Below are 19456 nucleotides of genomic sequence, written 5' to 3' on the forward strand. Positions count from 1 at the left end.
CCCCAAAAAGCACGGATGGAGACTGTTCCTGCTGGAGTATAGGAACCTGTACCTAAGCCTTCCTGATTAATGGCAATTTGATTTCTACCATTTGGATATGAAGGCAATAGCCAGATGGTCTAAATGGATGGCTTGCAGGACGAAACGAGCGCGGGGCAAGCCCGCTCCCACCAATCCCGAGCCGGAATTGTGGGTGCGAGCTTGCCCCGCGATGGCCTCTATGGCGATCAACCGGCGACGAGCACCCGGATCGCCTCGAGACGCAGTGCCGCTTTTTCCAGCGCCGCCAAACCCTCTTCGCGCTGCTTGCGCAGGGCGTCGATCTCGCTGTCGCGCACGCTCGGGTTGACGGCCTTCAACGCAGTCAGGCGCGCCAGCTCCTCGTCGGCTTCGGCGGTGAGGCGTTGCCGGGCCTGGGCCACGCGCTCGTCGTGGGTTGGCAGGACCTTGGCCTCGCCCGCGGCGATGCGCTTGGCCAGCACGTCGCGCTGGGCCTGGACGAACTTGTTGGCGCTGGCCTTGGGCACGCTTTCGAGCTGGTCGTTGAGGGTTTCGAAGGCCACCCGCGGGCCAAGGTCGTTGCCGTTGGTATCGAGCAGGCAGCGCAGCGCGGCCGGTGGCAGGTAGCGCCCCAGCTGCAGGCTGCGCGGTGCCACCACTTCGCTGACGTAGAGCAGTTCGAGCAGCACGGTGCCGGGCTTGAGCGCCTTGTTCTTGATCAGCGCCACGGCGGTGTTGCCCATCGAGCCGGACAGCACCAGGTCCATGCCACCCTGGACCATCGGGTGCTCCCAGGTGAGGAACTGCATGTCCTCGCGCGAAAGTGCCTGGCCGCGGTCGTAGGTGATGGTCACGCCTTCGTCGTCACCCAGCGGGAAACTGGCATCGAGCATCTTCTCGCTCGGCTTGAGGATCAGGGCGTTTTCCGAGTGATCCTCGCTGTCGATGCCGAAGGCGTCGAACAGGGTTTCCATGTAGATCGGCAGGGCGAACTGGTCGTCCTGCTCGAGGATCGCCTCGACCAGCGCCTGGCCTTCGCCAGCACCACCGGAGTTGAGCTCCAGCAGGCGGTCGCGACCGGTGTGCAGCTCGGCCTCCAGGCGCTCGCGCTCGGCTCGGGCCTCGCCGACCAGCTGGGTCCAGCCCTTGTCGTCGCCACCGGCCAGCAGTTGCAGCAGGCGCGGGCCGAACTGATGCTGCAGGGCGTTGCCGGTCGGGCAGGTGTTGAGGAAGGCGTTGAGGCCTTCGTGGTACCACTGGAACAGGCGTTCCTGCGGGCTGTCCTGCAGGTACGGGATGTGCAGTTGGATCGTGTGCTTCTGGCCGATCCGGTCGAGGCGGCCAATGCGTTGCTCGAGCAGGTCCGGGTGTGCCGGCAGGTCGAACATCACCAGGTGATGGGCGAACTGGAAGTTGCGGCCTTCGCTGCCGATCTCGGAACACACCAGCACCTGGGCGCCGAACTCTTCGTCGGCGAAGTAGGCGGCGGCGCGGTCACGCTCGAGGATGCTCATGCCTTCGTGGAACACCGAGGCCGGGATGCCGGAGCGCACGCGCAGGGCGTCTTCCAGGTCCATGGCGGTCTCGGCGTGGGCGCAGATCACCAGGACCTTGGTGCGCTTGAGCATCTTCAGGGTGTCGATCAGCCAGTCGACCCGTGGGTCGAAACGCCACCAGCGCTCGTCGTCGCCGGTTTCGCCCTGGGCCTGGAAGGCCACTTCCGGGTAAAGCTCGGCACGCTCGCCCGAAGGCAGGTCGGCGTAGGCCTCGGGGTTGGCCAGCGGGTAGGGGTGCAGTTGGCGCTCGGGGAAGCCCTGGATCGCCGCACGGGTGTTGCGGAACAGCACGCGGCCGGTACCGTGGCGGTCGAGCAGTTCTCGGATCAGGCGCGCGCTGGCCTGGCTGTCGCCATCGCTGACCGCGGCCAGCAGTGCTTCGCCTTCGGCGCCGAGGAAGCCCTGGATGGTGGCGTGGGCTTTCGGCGACAGGCGGCCTTCGTCGAGCAGTTCCTGTACAGCTTCGGCCACCGGGCGATAGTGCTCGCTTTCGGCGCGGAAGGCGGCCAGGTCGTGGAAGCGGTTGGGGTCGAGCAGTCGCAGGCGGGCGAAGTGGCTGTCCTGGCCGAGCTGCTCAGGCGTGGCGGTGAGCAGCAGCACGCCGGGAATCACCTGGGCCAGCTGCTCGACCAGCGAGTATTCGGGGCTGGCCTGCTCTTCGTGCCAGACCAGGTGGTGGGCCTCGTCGACCACCATCAGGTCCCAGCCGGCGGCGAACAGCGCGTCCTGGGCCTTCTCGTCCTCGACCAGCCACTCCAGCGCGACCAGCGCCAGCTGGGCATCCTCGAACGGGTTGCTGGCATCGCTCTCGATGAAGCGCTCGGCGTCGAACAGTGCAACCTGCAGGTTGAAGCGCCGGCGCATTTCCACCAGCCACTGGTGCTGGAGGTTTTCCGGCACCAGGATCAGCACGCGGCTGGCACGACCGGACAGCAGCTGGCGGTGGATGACCAGGCCGGCCTCGATGGTCTTGCCCAGGCCTACTTCGTCGGCCAGCAATACGCGCGGGGCGATGCGATCGGCGACTTCACGGGCGATGTGCAACTGGTGGGCGATGGGTTGGGCGCGCACGCCACCCAGGCCCCAGAGCGTGGAGAGCATCTGCTTACTGGTGTGCTGCAGGGTGTTGTAGCGCAGCGAGAACCACGACAGTGGGTCGATCTGCCCGGCGAACAGGCGGTCGCTGGCCAGGCGGAACTGGATGAAGTTGGACAGCTGCGTCTCGGGCAGCGTGCGTGGCTGGTTCTGCGGGTCGATGCCGTGATAGACCATCAGGCCGTCGATGTCCTCGACCTCCTGCACGGTCAGCTTCCAGCCTTCGAAATGGGTGATCAGATCGCCTGGCGAGAAGCGCACGCGGGTCAGCGGCGCATTGCGTAGCGAGTACTGGCGCGTGTCGCCCGTGGCCGGGTAGAGCACGGTCAACAGGCGGCCATCCTGCGCCAGGATGGTCCCAAGACCGAGCTCGGCCTCGCTGTCGCTGATCCAGCGTTGCCCCGGTTGATACTGCTGCGCCATACTGCCAAAACTCCCGCGGTGAAAAAGCTGGCCATGTTACCGGATCGGCTGCGCCAGACCAAAGAATCTCAGTGAGTCTAGCGTGTTCATCGACGAACACCCGTCACGAGGGCCATGCGCCAACATGTTTGCCAAGCACCGCTGGTTGAACGTCACCTTGGGCCTGGGCAGCCTGGCGCTGCTGGCCGCCTGTGAACAGAAAAGTTTCGAGATCCTGCCGCCGATCCCGGTCGAGCAACTGGAAGTGCTCGGCGTGCAGACGCCGATCAAGAGCGTGCATTTCCATGACCACGAGGGCGAGGGCCTGCTGGTGCTGAGCCGGGTCGATGGCCAGGCCACCGACCCCGATACCGAGGAGGAAGTCGACAAGGTGGTGCTCAAGGCCACCCTGTATGGCCGCGCCGCCAGTGCCGATGTCTTCAAGCCGCGCTGGCAGATCGAGCAGGAGACCACTTGTGCTGGTCTGGACCTCGACGTCGACTTTTATACCGATGTCAGTGATGTCGGCGACCTGAACAAGGACGGTGTCGCCGAAGTGACAGTGGCCAGCCATGCCTTCTGCGGTGGCGGTATCGACCCCCACGACATCGCCATCGAGATGCGTGAAGGCCAGGCGATCTACACCATCACCGGCCAGTCGCTGATCAGCCCGCCAGGTGAAGACTCGTTCGGCGGCGAGCGCGAAGACAGCGCCTCGTTGAAGAACGCCCCGCCAGGGGTGCGCGAACATATGGATGCGGTCTGGCAGCAGGTCTACAAGCGGCCATGGAGCGAGTCGAGCCCTTCACCCGACGATCCGGACGAAGACGCCGAGTAGGCCCGCGCTATACTCCAGCCCGATGCGGCGTTGTGACACGCCGCACACCTTCGACCGCAGGCATTCAAGGCGGCGCGCCATCAGCCGACAACAAGGCTACAGGAGACCTCCCATGCTGCCGCCGATCATCCCGCTCAGTGCCGCCCCCGTGACCTCGCAACACGACCCGGTCAAACCACCGCCGACCATTCCACCGGTGGTGCCCACCCAGCCGACATCCAGCGATGGCACCATCGACCTGAAGAATCATCGTGATCCCGAAGAGCAGGCCTTGCTGCTGCGTGACGAGCAACGCCGCCAGCAAAAAAGGCGCAAGCAGGCTGAAGGCGATCGGTACGAGGCGGTGCCGGGTGAGGAGCTCAATGCCGACAACACCGTGCCGGTGGCGCCGCTGGGCGAGCGCACGCGCCAGGGGTTGCTGGTGGATATCGAAGTCTGACTAGTCAGCGCCCTGGCAAGCCTTCATTATTGGGGCCTCTGCTGTCCGTCGAGCCCACCATGAGCCAAGACAACCTGATCGATTTCGGCGCCGAACGCGCCAAACGCATTCACGACCTCAATGACAAGCGTCTGGACGACATGCGCCAGGCCTTCGAGCAGGCCATGCCGCTGACCCAGGCCAAGAAGAAAAAGCCCAAGGGCAAACCGAAGAAGCGCTGAAACTTGATGCAGGTCAACCCTGCACCCGCCTCCCGCGCCCGGCCCCGGGCGCCATTGACTCCGGTCAATTTTCCCCCTCCTCGCATTGGTTACCTTGCACCCATCGGATGACGGCACATCAAGGGAGGAGCCGACATGTTCTTCGACAACGTGGTTATCGCCGGGGTGGTAACAGTCGGGTTGATGTTGGCCTTCTTCGCCGGTCTGGGCATTTTCATCTGGAAGGACTCGAAAAAGCGCAACCAGCGCTGATCCTTCCCGATTCACGAGCACGCAAGGCATTTAGGGCGACTTCGGTCGCCCATTTTTTTTGCCTGCGAAAATCTGCCTGCGACTGCTTAGATGATTAGCTAGCTAATTAATCGTTTCCGCTTTATCCTTCCTCCCGTTGTCTATCTTTCTTCCTATTACCCCAGCGCGCCCAAGGTCCGTTTCGTGCCCATCACCTTCCAGGCCCTGTTTGCCCCCAGCAGCCTCGCCCTCAAGTTCGCCATCAAGACCTTGCTTGGTGGCGGCCTGGCTTTGTGGTTGGCGATGCGCTGGGGCCTGGAGCAACCGGCGTGGGCGCTGATGACTGCCTTCATCGTCGCCCAGCCGTTGTCGGGGATGGTGGTGCAGAAGGGCCTGGCGCGGTTGGCCGGCACCCTGGTCGGCACTTGCATGTCGGTGGTGTTCATCGGCCTGTTCGCCCAGACCCCGTGGCTGTTCCTGCTGACCCTGGCCTTGTGGTTGGCCCTGTGCACCGCTGCCTCGACCCAGTTGCGCAGTGCCTGGGCCTACGCGTTCGTGTTGGCCGGCTATACCGTGGCGATCATCGCCCTGCCGGCGGTCGACCACCCGTTGCAGGTCTTCGACCAGGCCGTGGCGCGCTGCACCGAGATCTGCCTGGGCATCGTCTGCGCCACCGTCACCAGCGCGCTGCTCTGGCCCATGCGCGTGGAGCAGCAACTGGCCGACCAAGCCCGCCAGGCCTGGCAGAACGGCCTGCAGGCGGCCAACGCCATGCTTGGCGGCGAAGACGAGGCACGCGGCGGCCTGCTCGACAGCCTCGGGCGCATCGTCGCCATCGATGCCCAGCGCGAACATGCCTGGTTCGAAGGCAGTCGTGGCCGCCAGCGCGCCCGGGCGATCAGCGGCCTGAGCCAGACACTGATGGTGCTTTTGCGCATCTCACGCTCGGTGCGCAGGCAGTGGCGCCAGCTTGACGAGGGTGAAGCCAGGCATCTGGCGCCATGGCTGGACGAGGTTCGCGCTCACCTGGCCAGCCCCGAGCAGCCCAGCTTGCTGGTGTTGCGCCAGCGTGTCTGGGACGCCGCCCACGACGAGCGGATCAGCCCCGCCGAGCACTACTGTCTGGCGCGCCTGACCTTGCTGCTGGACTACACGATGGCTTGCGCCCAGGCCCTCGACGACGTCGAGCAGGGGCGGGCGCCGAGGCAGGCGACGCAGAGCCTGGCAACCCATCGCGACTTGTCCCTTGCCCTGCTATTCGGTTCGCGCAGCGCCCTGGCCTTCCTGGCCATGAGCAGTTTCTGGCTGGCCACGGCCTGGCCATCAGCGCCAGGCGGCCTGGTGCTCACCTGTGTGGTCTGCAGCCTGTTCGCCAGCCGCGAGAATGGTGCGCAGATCGGCCTGAGTTTCCTGCGCGGCATCCTCCTGGCCATCCCGGTGGCGTTCCTGGTGGGGCAGATCCTGCTGCCGCAATGGAGCAGCTTCGCCATGCTCTGCCTGGGCATGGGTGTGCCGTTGTTCTTTGGCGCCCTGGGCATGGCCCACCCGCGTACCGGGGCGACCGCCACGTCCTATTGCCTGCACTTCATCGTCCTGGTCGCGCCGCTCAATGCCATGCATTTCGATGTGGCGACCATGCTCAACAGCGCCCAGGCCATGCTGCTGGGCGTGGGCGCCGCGGTAATGGCGTTCCGCTTGCTGGTGCTGCGTCACCCGGCCTGGCTTGGCCGGCGCCTGCGCGCCGCCACGCAAGGCGATCTGGTGCGCCTGACCCGGCGCGACCTGCGCGGCGCCGACAGCTGGTTTGGCGGGCGCATGGCCGACCGCCTGATGCAACTGGCGCGGCATGCCAGCGAATTGCCCGAGGCCGAGCGCAAGCGCTGGGACGACGGCCTGCACGGCCTGGATATCGGTGACGAACTGGTGCACCTGCGCATGTGCCTGGCCGTGGCCAAGGCGCCGCTGGGTAATGCCGAGCGCCAGTACCTGCAGCAGTTGCAGGCGGTCCTTGCCAGCGGCCCGGCGCCGGGGCGTGGCCAGCGCCTGGACACTGCCAGTGAACAGTTCATCGAGGCCCTGCGCCGCCAGCCGCCCAGTGACCCGCTGCGCCTGGCCATCGGCGCGGTGCTGCAATTGCGCAAGAGCTGGGGCAAGTGGTGCCGCTGGCAGGAGGAAACCCATGGGGTTGCGTGAGTGGGCACTGGGCGGCGTGCTGCTCAGCCCGTTTCTGATCTATGTGCTGCTGGCGCTGGTGCTCACCGGGCTGTTGCGTTTCATCGTGCAGGCCACCCCCCTGGGGCGATGGATCTGGCACGAGGCGTTGTTCGACGCTGCGCTGTTCGTCTGTGTGCTGTATGGGGTGGTGCGCCTGTCAGGCCCTTTGTAAGGAGTAAGTCCATGCGTACAGTCGTACGTACACTGGTCACCCTGTGTGTGGTGATCCTCGCTGTTTTTGCTGGCTATCATCTGTGGCAGTACTACATGCTCACGCCTTGGACCCGGGATGCCCGGGTGCGTGCCGACGTGGTGGTGATCGCCCCAGACGTGTCGGGCTGGGTCAGCGCGTTGAAGGTGCATGACAACCAGCAGGTGAAGGCCGGCGACCTGCTGATGAGCATCGACCGCGAACGCTTCCAGGCCGCCTTCGACCAGGCCACCGCCGTGGTCGAGACGCGTACCCAGCAGTTGCGCCTGCGCGAGCGCGAGGCCGCCCGGCGCACCGCGCTGGGGCCGGAGGCGATCAGTGCCGAACTGCGCGAGAACGCCCAGATCAACGCCGCTGTCGCCCGTGGCGAACTGCACGAGGCCGAGGCTCAGTTGCAAGTGGCGAAGATCAACCTGGCCCGCAGCGAAGTACGCGCCCCGCGGGGCGGGCATATCACCAATCTGCGCCTGGCCGAGGGCAATTTCGTCAACACCGGGCAGTCGGTGATGGCGCTGGTGGACGATGCCACTTTCTATATCCAGGCGTATTTCGAAGAAACCAAGCTGCCGCGGATTCGCGTCGGCGACCCGGTCAAGGTCTGGCTCATGGGCGCCGGCGACGCGATGCAAGGGCAGGTAGAAAGCATCAGCCGGGGGATCACCGACCGCAACTCGACGCCGGATGGGCAGTTGCTGCCAGAGGTGGAGCCGACGTTCAACTGGGTGCGGCTGGCGCAGCGCATACCCGTGCGCATCCGCCTGGACCAGGTGCCGGAGGGCGTGACCCTGAGCGCCGGCATGACGGCCAGCGTGCAGGTGCACGAAGCGCCTTGAGGGGGCAGGCCAGCTCCCCCTGGGATTGCACATGACTTGAGGCCGGCGCGGTCGGTGTGGGAGCCGGCTCGTCGTGGCGACGAACCGCGGCGAAAGGGGCGCATCGCGCCCCCGGTACTCAGCCTCAAGGCTGCTGGGCGGTCGCCGCCAGCACGATCTCGCGAATGCACACCTGCTGCGGCTGCTGGTAGGCCCAGACGATTGCCCCGGCGACATCTTCCGCCGACAGCACCACGCCGCCCATGTCATTGGCCTTCCAGGCCTCGTAGTCGCGCTTGATGCCCGCGTCGGTGGTATGCCCGAGCAGCTCGGTCTCCACTGCGCCCGGCGCGATGGTCACCACCCGCACATTGTGCGGCGCCAGCTCCTCGCGCAGGTTTTCCGACAACCCGTGCACGGCGAACTTGCTGCCTACGTAGGCCACATGGTTGGGGAAGGTCTTGCGTCCGGCCACCGAGCTGACATTGATCAGGGTGCCATGGCGCCGCTCGACCATCCCGCCGACCAGCGCGTGCACGCCGTTGAGCAGGCCTTTGACGTTGATGTCGAACATGCGCTCCCATTGTTCCGGGTCCTGTTCGTGCATCTGCCCCAGCAGCATCACCCCGGCATTGTTCACCAAGGCATCGGCGGGCCCGTACACGGCTTCGGCCTCGGCCACGGCGGCGACCAGTGCTGCGCGGTCGCGGATGTCCACGGCGCGGCACAGGCAATCGGGCAACGCCAGCGCCTCCAGGCGATCCAGGCGGCGGGCGACCAGCAACAGCGGATGGCCCGCGGCGGAAAAGCGTTGGGCGGTGGCGGCGCCTATGCCGGAGCTGGCGCCGGTGATGATGATCAGGGGTTTGTTCATGGTTGCCTCCCAGGCATAATCGCTTTCGATGGCCAGGATTCTAGATAGCCCTTTCGGCCATGAAAAACGGCTTATTTCTCTGGCTGGCATCGGTTCTATCTATGGATATCCGTCATCTCAAGGCATTTATCGCGGTCTTCGAAGCGCGCAACATCACGGTAGCCGCCCAGCGCCTGTGCGTGGCGCAACCCACCTTGTCGGTGACCATCCGCCAGTTGGAGGACGACCTGGGCGCCGAGCTGTTCCTGCGTCAGGCCCGTGGGGTCGAAGTCAGCGAGCAGGCGCGTGAGCTGTATCCCCAGGCCTGCCGCATGGTGGCCGAGGCCGACGCGCTGCGCCTGCGCTTTCGCCAGGGGCAGGAGCGGGTGCCTTTGGCCCTGGGCATCGAGGCGGACATCGCGCCGGCCCAGGTCGAGGCTTGCGTGCGCCTGGCCAGCCAGGCGGTTGCGGGCCTGCAATTGACCTTGCTGGCGGGGTGCGACGGGGATGCGCGGCTGGCCGACGAGGCCCAGGGCTGCGAGGACGAACTGTTCCTGCCGTTGTGGGAGGAGGCCTTCGTGCTGGTAATGGCGACCGGCAGCCAGCCGGACGGGCGCTGGATCACCTGTCCGCAGCATCCTTCGCACCAGCGCCTGATGGGGTTGTACGGCGAAGGCGAGCAGGTTGGCCAGGCCGGTTCGTTGCAACTGGCGCTGGCCATGGTCGCCGCCGGGCTGGGCGCGGCATGGTTGCCACAGTCCCTGGCCGAGCGCTGTGCCGGGGTCTACTGGCGGCCCGGCAGCGGCCTGGCACTGCGGCGCCGGGTCGGCCTGTGCATCACCCATGAGGCTTTGTCACTTCCTGCCGTCGCTGCGCTGCACCAGGCCTTGAACCGAGCTTGAGCGCATTGCGCAGCGTGCTCCTCAGAGGAACATGCCCCCCGACACCTCCAGCCGCTGCCCGTTGATCCAGCCATTGCCATCTTCCAGCAACAAGGCGATGGCCGCGCCGATATCGTCGGGCAGGCCGACCCGGCCCAGCGCGGTATTGCCGGCGATGTAGTCATTGACCTGCTGGTTGTCACGCACCACGCCCCCGCCGAAATCGGTCTCGATGGCGCCCGGCGCGAGAATGTTCACACGGATGCCGCGCGCGCCCAGCTCCTTGGCCTGGTAGCGGGTCAGTACTTCCATGGCGCCCTTCATGGCCGCATAGGCGGCATAGCCGGGCAGGGCGAAGCGGGTCAGGCCGGTGGAGATGTTGACGATGCGCCCGCCATCGGCCAGCAGCGGCAGAAGGCGCTGGGTAAGGAAGAACGGGCCTTTGAGCTGGATGTTCAGCAACTGGTCAAACTGCGCCTCGCTGGTCTCGCTGAATGGCACGTTCAGGCCGATGCCGGCGTTGTTTACAAGGAAATCCAGCTGATGGCGCCCGAACTGCTGTCCAAGCGTGTCGCCCAGGCGTTCGGCGAAGCCTGCGAAGCTGGCGCTGTCGCTGACATCCAATTGCAACATGGCGGCGCGCCCGCCGGCCTGCTCCAGCGTGGCCGCCACGGCGCGGGCTTCGTCGGCCTTGCTATGGTAGGTGCCGATGATGTCGATGCCACGGGCGGCCAGGTGTTCGGCGGTGTTCCTGCCCAGGCCGCGGCTGGCGCCGGTGATCAGTGCGATCTTGCGAGTCATGTCGGTTACCTTTGGTGGGTGGCTGTGGCTGACAGGTTATTGGTCGGACAGGTGCTGTTAAATCCAGGCGATCCGGAAATACTGTTCGCGCCAATTGGACAATTAGGGGCCGTATGAACAAGTTGGAGCTGCTGCGTACCTTTGTCAGGGTCAGCGAGCTGAGCAGTTTCACCCTGGCCGGCGAAAGCCTGGGCCTGCCGCGCTCGACCGTTTCCGAACAGGTGCGGGCGCTGGAAAACCTGCTCGGCACGCGCCTGCTCAACCGCACCACGCGCCGGGTGCGCACGACCCAGGACGGCGCCTTGCTGTACGAGCGCAGCAAGGACCTGTTGTCGGGCATGGACGAGATCGAGAGCCTGTTCAGCGCCGACGACGCCGAGCTGGCCGGGCGTCTGCGCATCGACCTGCCGACCATGATGGCGCGGCGGGTCATCGTGCCGGCGCTGCCGCGTTTTCTCGAGCGTTTCCCGCGCCTGGATGTAGAGATCAGCTGCACCGACCGCCAGGTCGACCTGTTGCGCGAAGGCTTCGATTGCGTGATGCGCATCGGCGCGCTCAGCGACCTTGACGTGGTGGCGCGCCCGGTCGGGCGCCTGAGCATGCGCAATTGCGCCAGCCCCGCCTATCTCGAACGCCACGGTGTGCCGCGCCGCCTGGAGGACCTGGATAGCCACCGGCTGGTCCACTACGTGCGCAACCTCGGCGCGCGCAGTGCCGGGTTTGAATACGAGCAGGGCGGCGAACTGCGCTTCCAGGCCATGGCCGGCGTGGTCACGGTGAACAACGCCGAGGCCTATTCCGCCGCCTGCCTGGCTGGGCTAGGCCTGATCCAGGTGCCGGCGGTAGGTGTCGATGAACACCTGCGCGCGGGTGAACTGGTGTCGCTGCTCGAGCCCTGGCAGGCGCGGGCCATGCCGGTGTCGCTGTTGTATGCGCGGCAGCGCCATGTGCCGCGCCGGGTCCAGGCGTTCATGAACTGGCTGGCGGTGCTCCTGGAGTCCCAGGTCGATCCTTCGGCAGGCGAAAACTGAACAGGGTGCCGCCCTCGGCACTGGAGGTCACCTCCATGCGGCCGCCGTGGGCGAGGGCGATCTGCTTGGCAATGTACAGCCCCAGGCCCAGGCCGGGCTGGGGCGCGCCAGAGATCGGCCGGCTGAAAGGCTCGAACAGCAAGGGCAGGGTTTGCGGGGCGATCGGCGTGCCCTGGTTGTGCACGCTCAGGTCGAACGTACTGTCGCTGAGGCTGGCGCGCACGGTCACCGGGCCTTGTGGGTCGCCATGAAGGAGGGCATTGGCGATCAGGTTGGACAACAGTTGCATGATTCGCTCGCGGTCACACAGCAGGCCGCCGACCTGGCCAATGTCGAGGATGATGCGCCGCTGCGGGTGGACACGCTGCAGCTCGGAGGCCACATGGCCGAGGGCGTCCGGCAGATCGTGGCAGGGTTGCAGGTTCAAGGGGATCCCGGCACCAAGGCGGCCACGGGCGAAATCCAGCATGTCGCGCACCAGCTCGGTGGCCCGCTGGCCGCAGGTGAGGATATGCAGGGCGATGGCCCGTTGCTTGTCGTGCGTCAGGCGCTGGCTGAGCAGTTCGGCACCGGCGGTGATGGCGAACAGCGGGTTGCGCAGGTCGTGGCCGAGCACGGCAATGAATTGCTCGCGGACCTCGGCCATGGCCCGCTCTTTGTGCAGGGCGAGCTCGGTGCGCTGGGCGTTTTCCTCGCTTTCGATCTGAATGGCCAGCAGGCGGGCGAACGATTCCATCATTGGCTGTATCGCCGTGCCCTTGAGCGGCGTTGGCTTGGCGTCCAGGGCGCAGATGGTACCGAAGAAGCTGCCGTCGGTACGTAGCACCGGAACTGAAATGTAGCTTTCGAAGCGGTACTGGCGCGGGGCGTGGTGACGGCAGTACTGCTCGTCCTCGCTGGCCTTGTCGATCACGATGGTACGGCGTGTGCTGCGGATTTCGTGGCACAGCGTGGTGGCGACCTCGAGTTCGCCGCCAACCTCGAGGCCGAATCCCAGGGTGTCGAGCACCGCGCAGGCCGTCCAGTTGCTCTCGGTCACCCGGGCCACGGCGGCAAAGCGCAGGCCAGTGGTCTCGCAGATGACCTGGAGGATGGCCGGCACGGCGTTGATGCGACCAATGATGGCAATGTCGGCGGTGACGGCCTGGGTCATGAGGGGCGGATCCGATAACAACGAAGGGGCTCGAAAATCCAGTCTAGCGGGCCTTGGCGCGAGGGGTGAAAAACCTTGGCGAACGGTCTGGCACTTGGGTTAGGCTGGCACTTGCGCGTTGCCCGCCAGAGGCGACCGCCCCCTCTGCGTGCGTCACTTCCGAATTCTTTGCGAGGTTACGCCATGGCCATCACATCCCAGGACATCTGCATCGCCGCCGACCAGCTCAAGGGCTTCGTCGGCTTTCACGGCAAGCGCGGCACCCATATCGTGCGGTTTTCAGAGGACGCGTTCGGCATGGACGTGGCCGACGACAGCATCACCCCCTGCAGCGAGTTCGTCTGGCGGCCCGAGGCCGATGCGCGCATGGCGCTGTGCCGGGAGCGCCTGGCGTTGCTGCTGGAGCAGCATGTGGACGATCGCTTGAACATCGGCGAGCCCTTGCGCATCTACCTCAACCGTACCGACCTGCCCGAAATCGTGGCTGAGCGCAGCCTGCGCTGAATCCCGTGGCAGCGCGTTCAGGACGCATCCTGGCGAACTTCCCGGTTCGCCAGCAGCGCCTCGAACCCTGCCCGGTCCACGGGCTTGCTCAGGTAGTAGCCCTGCACCTCGTGGCACTGCTCCTTGTCCAGCGCCTTCAATTGCTGCTCGGTCTCCACGCCCTCGGCGGTCACCGTCAGCCCCATGGCCTTGCCCAGGTTGATGATCGCCTGGACCACGGCCCGGTCGTTGCCGCTCTGGCTGCTCAACCCGGCGATGAAGCGCTTGTCGATCTTGATGCTGTCGAAGGGGTAGGTACGCAGGTAGCCCAGTGACGAGTAGCCGGTGCCGAAGTCATCCATGTTCAGGCGCACGCCCAGTTCCTTGAGCGCGAGCATGGTGCCCAGGGCGCCTTCGATGTCGTTGAGCATCACGTTCTCGGTGATTTCCAGCTCCAGGCGCTGGGCCGGGAAGCCGGTGTCCAGCAACACCTGGCGCACATCGGCGACCACATCGCTGCGGGAGAACTGCGCAGGCGACAGGTTGACCGAGACCAGCAACTCTTCGGGCCAGTCACGGGCATTGCGGCAGGCTTCTTCGAGTACCCAGCGACCCAGCGGGACGATCAGGTCGCTCTGTTCGGCCAGTGGGATGAAGGTGTCTGGCCCTATCAGCCCTTCTTGCGGATGCTCCCAGCGCAACAGGGCTTCCACCGAGACGATGCGCAGGTCGTCCAGGCGATAGCGTGGCTGGTAGTGCAGCACGAACTCGTGCTGCTTGATCGCCCGGCGCAGGTCGTTTTCCAGCTGGCGGCGGTACTGGATCTGCTGGTTCATTTCCGGCGAGAAGTAGCGCCAGGTGTTCTTGCCGTCGGCCTTGGCCTGGTACAGGGCGATGTCGGCGCAGCGGATCAGTTCGCCGGCATCGTAACCCTGGGCCCGGGTCTGGGCGATGCCGATGCTGGCGCCGATGTGCAACTGGTGTTCCTCGAAGCCAATGGGCTGCTGCAAAAGGTCGAGCAGGCGCGCGCAGAAACGGTCGATTTCACTGCGGTTGTCCAGGCCGTGCAAGACCAGGACGAACTCGTCGCCGCCCAGGCGAGCGACCAGGTCATTGTCGCGGGTGGTGTCGCGCAGACGGCCGGCCACCTCCTGTAGTACTGCGTCGCCGGCCGGATGGCCGAGGGAATCGTTGATGGGCTTGAAACTGTCCAGGTCCAGCAGCAGCAGGGTCAACGGTGGTGAATCGCTGCCGCGCAACAACGCCTGCTCGAGGTGGCGCGACAGTTTGTTGCGGTTGGCGAGGCCCGTCAGGGCATCGTGCATCGACAAGTGCTGGATGCGGGCATGGGCGGCGACCTCGTCGGTGATGTCGCTGGCGGTGCCGCGAAAGCCGGCGAGCTTGCCCTCGTAGACGATCGAGCGCGCCGAGACGCGGCAGTAGCGGTTCTGGCCGCTGGCGTCATCGTAGTTGCAGCGCAGGTTGGCCAGTTGCTGCGGGTTGTCGTCGGCCTGGCTGTCGAGCCACGGCAGCAGGGGTGTGGTGTCGCAGGCCAGCAACTGGTTGAGCGGCTGGCCGAGCCAGTCCTCGATGCGGTAGCCGGTGACGCTGACGAAGCGCTGCGACAGGTAGGTCAGGCGGTGATGGCGGTCGGTTTCCCAGATCCAGTCGGAGGCGGCTTCGGCCACTGCGCGAAAGCGCTGCTCGCTGGCTTCCAGGGCGCGGTTGCTCTGCTGCAATCGCAGCAGGCTTTCATCTATTGCCTGGGAACTGCGCAGGGCGTGGCGGAACAGGTAGAGCAGCACCAGGCCAAGTACCAGCAGTACTGCCAGCAGCGGCGGCAGAAAGGCATGAAGCAGTTGGCGGCCCGGCAACGGTGTGTTCCAGACCAGGTGATAACCGGTTTCGCCGAGGGCGATATGCGGTTGCCCGGCCTGGGCAACAGCGTTTTTTTCCAGGCGCATGCCAGTCAAACCCGCGCCTTTGCCCAGCACTGCGAGCTTGGCTTCGGTCAGCTGGTCGACGAACACCATCACCGGCGCCTGTTTTACATCAGCCTCGGTCACTTCCTTGTCCGGGCGTACTGCCGCGGCGCTGAGTACTGCGGGCCAGCCGTTGAAACGTACGAAATGGGTTACCTGCTCGCGGGCCGGGGCCGCCCTGCGCGCGGCGGCGATGATCGCTGCCAGGGGGCTGTCGATATGGGCGCTAGCCGGCGAATCGGTGGGTTTGCCCTTGAACAGGGCGTAGGTGGTGCGGCCATCCTCGACCACGAACACGCCTTCGTAGCCGCTGGCGCTGTACAGCGACTCACCGACGTTCTTCTCGTCATACGCCCACTGCCAGTCGACCTTGCCTACCAGATGTTCGTAGGCGACGTCCCAGACGGCGTAGCTGGAGAGGAACTGACGCGAGGCCACCAGCCGCTGCTCCAGCGCCTGGGTGGCCTGGAAGGTGCTTTGCTCCAGCGCCTGGCGGTCCAGCGTGGCGGCGATGTTGAACAGCGCCACCAGGGTGAACACGCAAGCGAGCCCGAACAGCGCGCAGAAACCGCCGACCAGGCGGCGCACCTGCAGGCGCGAGGTGGGGCTGGAGGGTGAAAGGTCGACGTTCCTGTCCATGTACGGGCGACTCCTTCAACTGCTGTCTTGCGCCCGAGGCCTGGGCGAAGGTTCAGTCAGGATAGGCCAGCCTGAGCGTGGCGGCCTCGCCGCGAGCGAAATTGACCTGGTCGCGACCCTGGCGCTTGGCGGCATACAGGGCCTTGTCGGCCTGTTCCAGCCAATGCTCGGGCGAGGCGAGGTCGGGTCGAAAGTCCGCCAGGCCGATGCTCAGGCTGATGCGCAAGCCCGGCAAGTGCGGGTTGCGGTAGGCGGCCAGGCGTTCGCGCAGGCGCTCCATGGCCTGGCAGGCCTGGGCTTCGTGGGTGCCGGGGAGGATCACGCAGAACTCGTCGCCGCCATAGCGCCCGGCCAGGTCGTCCTCGCGCAGGGTGCGCTTGAGCTCCTGGCTGAGCTGGCGCAACACGCAGTCGCCGACCACATGGCCGTAGGTATCATTGATGGTCTTGAAGTGGTCGATGTCGATCAGCGCGATGACCGCTGGCAGCCGCTGCTGCTGGCAGATCTGGAACTTGAGCAGCAGCAGGTCTTTCCACGAACCATGGTTGAGCAGTCCGGTGAGGCTGTCGGTACGGCTCAGGGCGCTGAGGCGGCGCTTGTGTTCGGTCAGCTTGATCGCCAACTGGTAGCACACCCAGCCCAGGGCCAGGGGGTAGAGGGTCAGCATCGGCAGGCAGGCGAGGACCTGCAACTGCGTGGCCTGTGCCTGCAGGCCGGTGCCGAGCAGCGTGGTGGCCAAGAGCATGCCGCACAGCTGCGCCAACAGGCCGCGCAGCAGCACGCGTTTGCCACCGGCGGCGACGTTGTTCATGGTCATCATCGACAGGATGGTGACGCTGGGTAGCGGGTTGAAGTGGATAGCCGCGGTCCAGAAACCGCCCATCAGCGAATCCAGCAGGATGTTGCGCTGCTCGGCCTGGTACGGGGAGGCCGAGCGCAGGGCCCACTGGTAGGCCACGTGTGGCCAGACCAGGCCATTGAACAGCAGCAGGGCCCAGGCCCAGGGCGGTGGGGTCAGCGGGGCGATGGCAGCCATCACGCTGAACAGGCCGATTCCCAGGCCGATGATGCGCGGCAGGTAGATGCGCCTGACGAAAGAGAGCCCCTTGCCGCTGCGATTGTCGATCATGGTTGTCGTTCTTCTGTGGAGCGCCGTTTATCGCATAAGTAATGTGAATATTGTTGAACAATCGTTCATCGGCGAAAAATGACCTTACAAGCCATTTCACGGTTGATCCGACCCTGTGGAGTAATATGAAGGCTTTCCTCATTTGCGGAGTGCTGTTGCTCATGGTCTCCATGGCTACCCCCGCCGGCGAGCCGGCTCCGTATCGGGACGGGCGCTTTCACAACCAGGTCGAACTGCCCAAGGACGGCGTGCTCAAGAAGTTGCGCATCGGCGTCAAGTACCTGCTGCTGCGCAAGCCACCACAGACCCGGCCAGACGCAGCGCTCAGCCTGCAGCCGATGACCCGCCAGCAGGTGGCTGACGCACCGGATCACAGCTTGTGGCGCCTCGGCCATTCCACTGTGCTGCTCAAGTTGCGCGGGCGCTTCTTCATTACCGACCCGGTGTTCGCCGAGCGCGCCTCGCCGGTGCAGTGGGCCGGGCCGTTGCGCTTCCATGCGCCGCCGCTGGCGCTGGGCGACCTGCCGCCACTGACCGCGGTGATTCTCTCCCACGACCATTTCGACCATCTGGATGAGCAGGCCATCCGCCAGCTGGCACCGCGCACCGAGCATTTCCTCGCGCCGTTGGGCGTGGGGGACTTGCTCGTCGAGTGGGGCGTGCCGCCGGCCAAGGTGCGGCAACTGGACTGGTGGCAGGAAACCGAAGTCGAAGGCGTGCGCTTCGTCGCCACGCCTGCCCAGCACTTTTCCGGGCGCGGGCTGTTCGACAGCAACCGCAGGCTCTGGGCGTCCTGGGTGATGATCGACGAAGGGCTGCGGCTATTCTTCAGCGGCGATACTGGCTATTTCGACGGTTTCCGTGAAATCGGCGAGCAGTATGGGCCGTTCGACCTGACCCTGATGGAGACTGGCGCCTATAACGTTGCCTGGCCCAATGTGCACATGCAGCCGGAACAGACCCTGCAGGCGCATCTGGACTTGCAAGGCCGCTGGTTGTTGCCGATTCATAACGGCACCTTCGACCTGTCCATCCACGGTTGGCAGGAGCCCTTCGAGCGTATCCTGGCCCTGACCAACGCCGCCCAGGTGCAATTGAGCACGCCGCAGATGGGCGAGCGGGTCAGCCTCGACTCGCCACACCCCGGGCAGAACTGGTGGCGGCCACGGCCATTGCCGCAGCGGGGCAGGGGAGCCGAGCGGGCGGTAGCGGCGCGCTAGTCCTTTTTCGGCTTTTCATCCTTGAGCAATTGCGAGGGGGGCTTGCCGCTGTCGCTGCGAACCTGGGCGTGGCTGATCAGGGCAAAGATGAAGCTGCCGCCGATGATGTTGCCCGCCAGGGTGGGTAGTGCGAAGTCCAGCCAGAACGCCTGCCAGGTTTCATCGCCGGCCCAGACAAGGTACGACACTTCCACCGAGCCCACGACAATGTGGGTGAAGTCGCCCAGGGCCATCAGGTAGGTGATCACCAGGATGATCCAGATCTTGGCGTGCTCCATGGAGGGGATCATCCAGACCATGGTGGCGATCATCCACCCGGAGACGATGCCTTTGGCGAACATCTGGCTGATGTCGTTGGTCATCACCTTGCGGCCCACCTCAAGGAAGGCGATGTCGGTCTTGCTGTCGAAGATTGGCAGTTCGAGCATCACCCAGGCCACCAGCAGCGTGCCGGCCAGGTTGCCGAGCAGCACGACGCTCCACAGGCGCAACAGCCGGCCGAGGTTGCTCAGGGTGGGCGCGGTCATCACCGGTAGCACGGCGGTCAGGGTGTTCTCGGTGAACAGTTGCTGGCGGGCCAGGATCACTGCCAGGAACCCCGCGCTGTAGCCCAGGCTGGCGATCACCTGGGCGCTGTCGCCTTCCGGCAGGCGGGCATAGAACAGCCCCATGGCCATCAATGACAGGCCCATGGTCAGGCCTGCCGCCAGTGCCGACCACCACAAGGCGGCGAGGGTGCGCTCCAGTTCCTGGTCACCCTGGTAGCGGATGATCTCGTGCAACACTGCCGCCCGCGGCGGCTGGTTGTGGCTGACTTCCTGCTCTTCGTCCGCCGACAGCCCCGGGGTCTTCTCATTCTGTGCATCGCTCATGGCAAAGCCGCTCCGCTTGCGTGTTTCTCTACAGAGCGGCAACCGTGGCGAATAGTTGCCGACGTGCCGCTGGATGGTGATCGAAAGTTTTTTCAGATCAAAGTGTTGACTCTGAAATCAAACCGCGTATTATTCGCCTCCTCGCAGCGTTGAACGCCACGAGGCAAGCGGTAAGTTGTTGAGGTAGAAGATGTTTTGCAAAAAGCGACTTCTGAAAAACTTCAAAATAAACGCTTGACACGAAATGAGGAAAGCGTAGAATGCGCGCCTCGGTTGAGACGAAAAGCTCTTGGCCAAACGCTCTTTAACAAATTGAATCAAGCAATTCGTGTGGGTGCTTGTGAGTACGGACTGATAGTCGCCAAGATTATCAGCATCACAAGTGGCCATGCG

General features: G+C 65.2%; 18 protein-coding genes and 1 pseudogene. 11 read left to right on the forward strand and 8 right to left on the reverse strand.

Annotation, left to right across the window (positions count from 1 at the left end; all coding sequences use genetic code 11):
• Positions 1–227: 227 nt before the first annotated feature.
• A complete protein-coding gene (rapA, locus tag ACVWY1_RS24640) occupies positions 228–3074 on the reverse strand; it encodes an RNA polymerase-associated protein RapA (protein WP_277501728.1) in 2847 nt (948 codons plus the stop codon).
• A gap of 124 nt (positions 3075–3198) precedes the next feature.
• Between rapA and ACVWY1_RS24645 the strand changes: the two genes are divergently transcribed.
• The 7 genes from ACVWY1_RS24645 to ACVWY1_RS24675 all read left to right on the forward strand — a co-directional run bounded on the left by ACVWY1_RS24645 (position 3199) and on the right by ACVWY1_RS24675 (position 8040).
• Entirely contained in the window at positions 3199–3891 is a 693-nt protein-coding gene (locus tag ACVWY1_RS24645) for a M949_RS01915 family surface polysaccharide biosynthesis protein (protein WP_457378864.1), read from the forward strand.
• Between the two features lie 112 nt (positions 3892–4003).
• Positions 4004–4330 (forward strand): aspartate-semialdehyde dehydrogenase, encoded by a 327-nt coding sequence (locus ACVWY1_RS24650; RefSeq protein WP_198755480.1) that lies wholly within the window; start codon positions 4004–4006, stop codon positions 4328–4330.
• A 59-nt stretch (positions 4331–4389) separates the two neighbouring features.
• Positions 4390–4551, forward strand: a complete 162-nt coding sequence (locus tag ACVWY1_RS24655; protein WP_172670873.1) for a hypothetical protein — start codon at positions 4390–4392, stop codon at positions 4549–4551.
• Positions 4552–4686: 135 nt separating this feature from the next.
• Positions 4687–4803, forward strand: coding sequence for a cytochrome c oxidase subunit CcoM (gene ccoM, locus ACVWY1_RS24660; protein WP_023629476.1), 117 nt, complete (start codon positions 4687–4689; stop codon positions 4801–4803).
• A gap of 183 nt (positions 4804–4986) precedes the next feature.
• A complete protein-coding gene (locus ACVWY1_RS24665; protein WP_277501726.1) occupies positions 4987–6975 on the forward strand; it encodes an FUSC family protein in 1989 nt (662 codons plus the stop codon).
• A complete protein-coding gene (locus tag ACVWY1_RS24670; RefSeq protein WP_102684692.1) occupies positions 6962–7168 on the forward strand; it encodes a DUF1656 domain-containing protein in 207 nt (68 codons plus the stop codon). Before ACVWY1_RS24665 ends, ACVWY1_RS24670 begins: the two co-directional genes overlap by 14 nt.
• 11 nt (positions 7169–7179) lie before the next feature.
• Positions 7180–8040: an efflux RND transporter periplasmic adaptor subunit gene (locus tag ACVWY1_RS24675; protein ID WP_457378865.1), complete on the forward strand. Its 861-nt coding sequence runs from the start codon at positions 7180–7182 to the stop codon at positions 8038–8040.
• 124 nt (positions 8041–8164) lie between these two features.
• Here the strand turns inward: ACVWY1_RS24675 and ACVWY1_RS24680 are convergent, their stop codons facing one another.
• Entirely contained in the window at positions 8165–8893 is a 729-nt protein-coding gene (locus tag ACVWY1_RS24680) for an SDR family oxidoreductase (RefSeq protein ID WP_102684693.1), read from the reverse strand.
• Positions 8894–8994: 101 nt separating this feature from the next.
• Here ACVWY1_RS24680 and ACVWY1_RS24685 point away from each other — a divergent pair, with 101 nt between their 5' ends.
• Positions 8995–9774, forward strand: coding sequence for a LysR family transcriptional regulator (locus ACVWY1_RS24685; protein ID WP_457378866.1), 780 nt, complete (start codon positions 8995–8997; stop codon positions 9772–9774).
• A gap of 21 nt (positions 9775–9795) precedes the next feature.
• Here the strand turns inward: ACVWY1_RS24685 and ACVWY1_RS24690 are convergent, their stop codons facing one another.
• The gene (locus ACVWY1_RS24690; RefSeq protein WP_457378867.1) at positions 9796–10554 is read right to left on the reverse strand and encodes an SDR family NAD(P)-dependent oxidoreductase; all 759 of its coding nucleotides are present in this window, start codon (positions 10552–10554) and stop codon (positions 9796–9798) included.
• Positions 10555–10667: 113 nt separating this feature from the next.
• On the opposite strand from ACVWY1_RS24690, the gene ACVWY1_RS24695 reads away from it, so the two are divergent.
• Positions 10668–11585: a LysR family transcriptional regulator gene (locus tag ACVWY1_RS24695; RefSeq protein WP_110704410.1), complete on the forward strand. Its 918-nt coding sequence runs from the start codon at positions 10668–10670 to the stop codon at positions 11583–11585.
• Here ACVWY1_RS24695 and ACVWY1_RS24700 read toward each other — a convergent pair.
• On the reverse strand, positions 11524–12738 hold the full coding sequence (locus tag ACVWY1_RS24700) for a GAF domain-containing sensor histidine kinase (protein ID WP_139669349.1): 1215 nt from the start codon (positions 12736–12738) through the stop codon (positions 11524–11526). The two genes, ACVWY1_RS24695 and ACVWY1_RS24700, sit on opposite strands and share 62 nt — an antisense overlap.
• A gap of 183 nt (positions 12739–12921) precedes the next feature.
• Here ACVWY1_RS24700 and ACVWY1_RS24705 point away from each other — a divergent pair, with 183 nt between their 5' ends.
• Entirely contained in the window at positions 12922–13242 is a 321-nt protein-coding gene (locus ACVWY1_RS24705; RefSeq protein ID WP_102684698.1) for a DUF2025 family protein, read from the forward strand.
• A 17-nt stretch (positions 13243–13259) separates the two neighbouring features.
• Here the strand turns inward: ACVWY1_RS24705 and ACVWY1_RS24710 are convergent, their stop codons facing one another.
• Together ACVWY1_RS24710 and ACVWY1_RS24715 are read right to left on the reverse strand one after the other, a co-directional pair.
• Positions 13260–15842, reverse strand: a complete 2583-nt coding sequence (locus tag ACVWY1_RS24710) for a bifunctional diguanylate cyclase/phosphodiesterase (protein WP_457378868.1) — start codon at positions 15840–15842, stop codon at positions 13260–13262.
• A gap of 52 nt (positions 15843–15894) precedes the next feature.
• Complete coding sequence (locus tag ACVWY1_RS24715) at positions 15895–16971, reverse strand: diguanylate cyclase (RefSeq protein ID WP_277505485.1); 1077 nt, start codon at positions 16969–16971, stop codon at positions 15895–15897.
• Between the two features lie 125 nt (positions 16972–17096).
• Between ACVWY1_RS24715 and ACVWY1_RS24720 the strand changes: the two genes are divergently transcribed.
• On the forward strand, positions 17097–18191 hold the full coding sequence (locus ACVWY1_RS24720) for an MBL fold metallo-hydrolase (RefSeq protein ID WP_277505484.1): 1095 nt from the start codon (positions 17097–17099) through the stop codon (positions 18189–18191).
• Here the strand turns inward: ACVWY1_RS24720 and ACVWY1_RS24725 are convergent.
• Both ACVWY1_RS24725 and ACVWY1_RS24730 read right to left on the reverse strand, forming a co-directional pair.
• Positions 18188–19063, reverse strand: a complete 876-nt coding sequence (locus ACVWY1_RS24725; RefSeq protein WP_102684702.1) for a formate/nitrite transporter family protein — start codon at positions 19061–19063, stop codon at positions 18188–18190. The two genes, ACVWY1_RS24720 and ACVWY1_RS24725, sit on opposite strands and share 4 nt — an antisense overlap.
• 129 nt (positions 19064–19192) lie before the next feature.
• Positions 19193–19456 (reverse strand): annotated as a pseudogene (locus ACVWY1_RS24730) (hypothetical protein); the annotation flags it as partial.

It is taken from the genome of Pseudomonas sp. TE6288 (assembly GCF_054062095.1).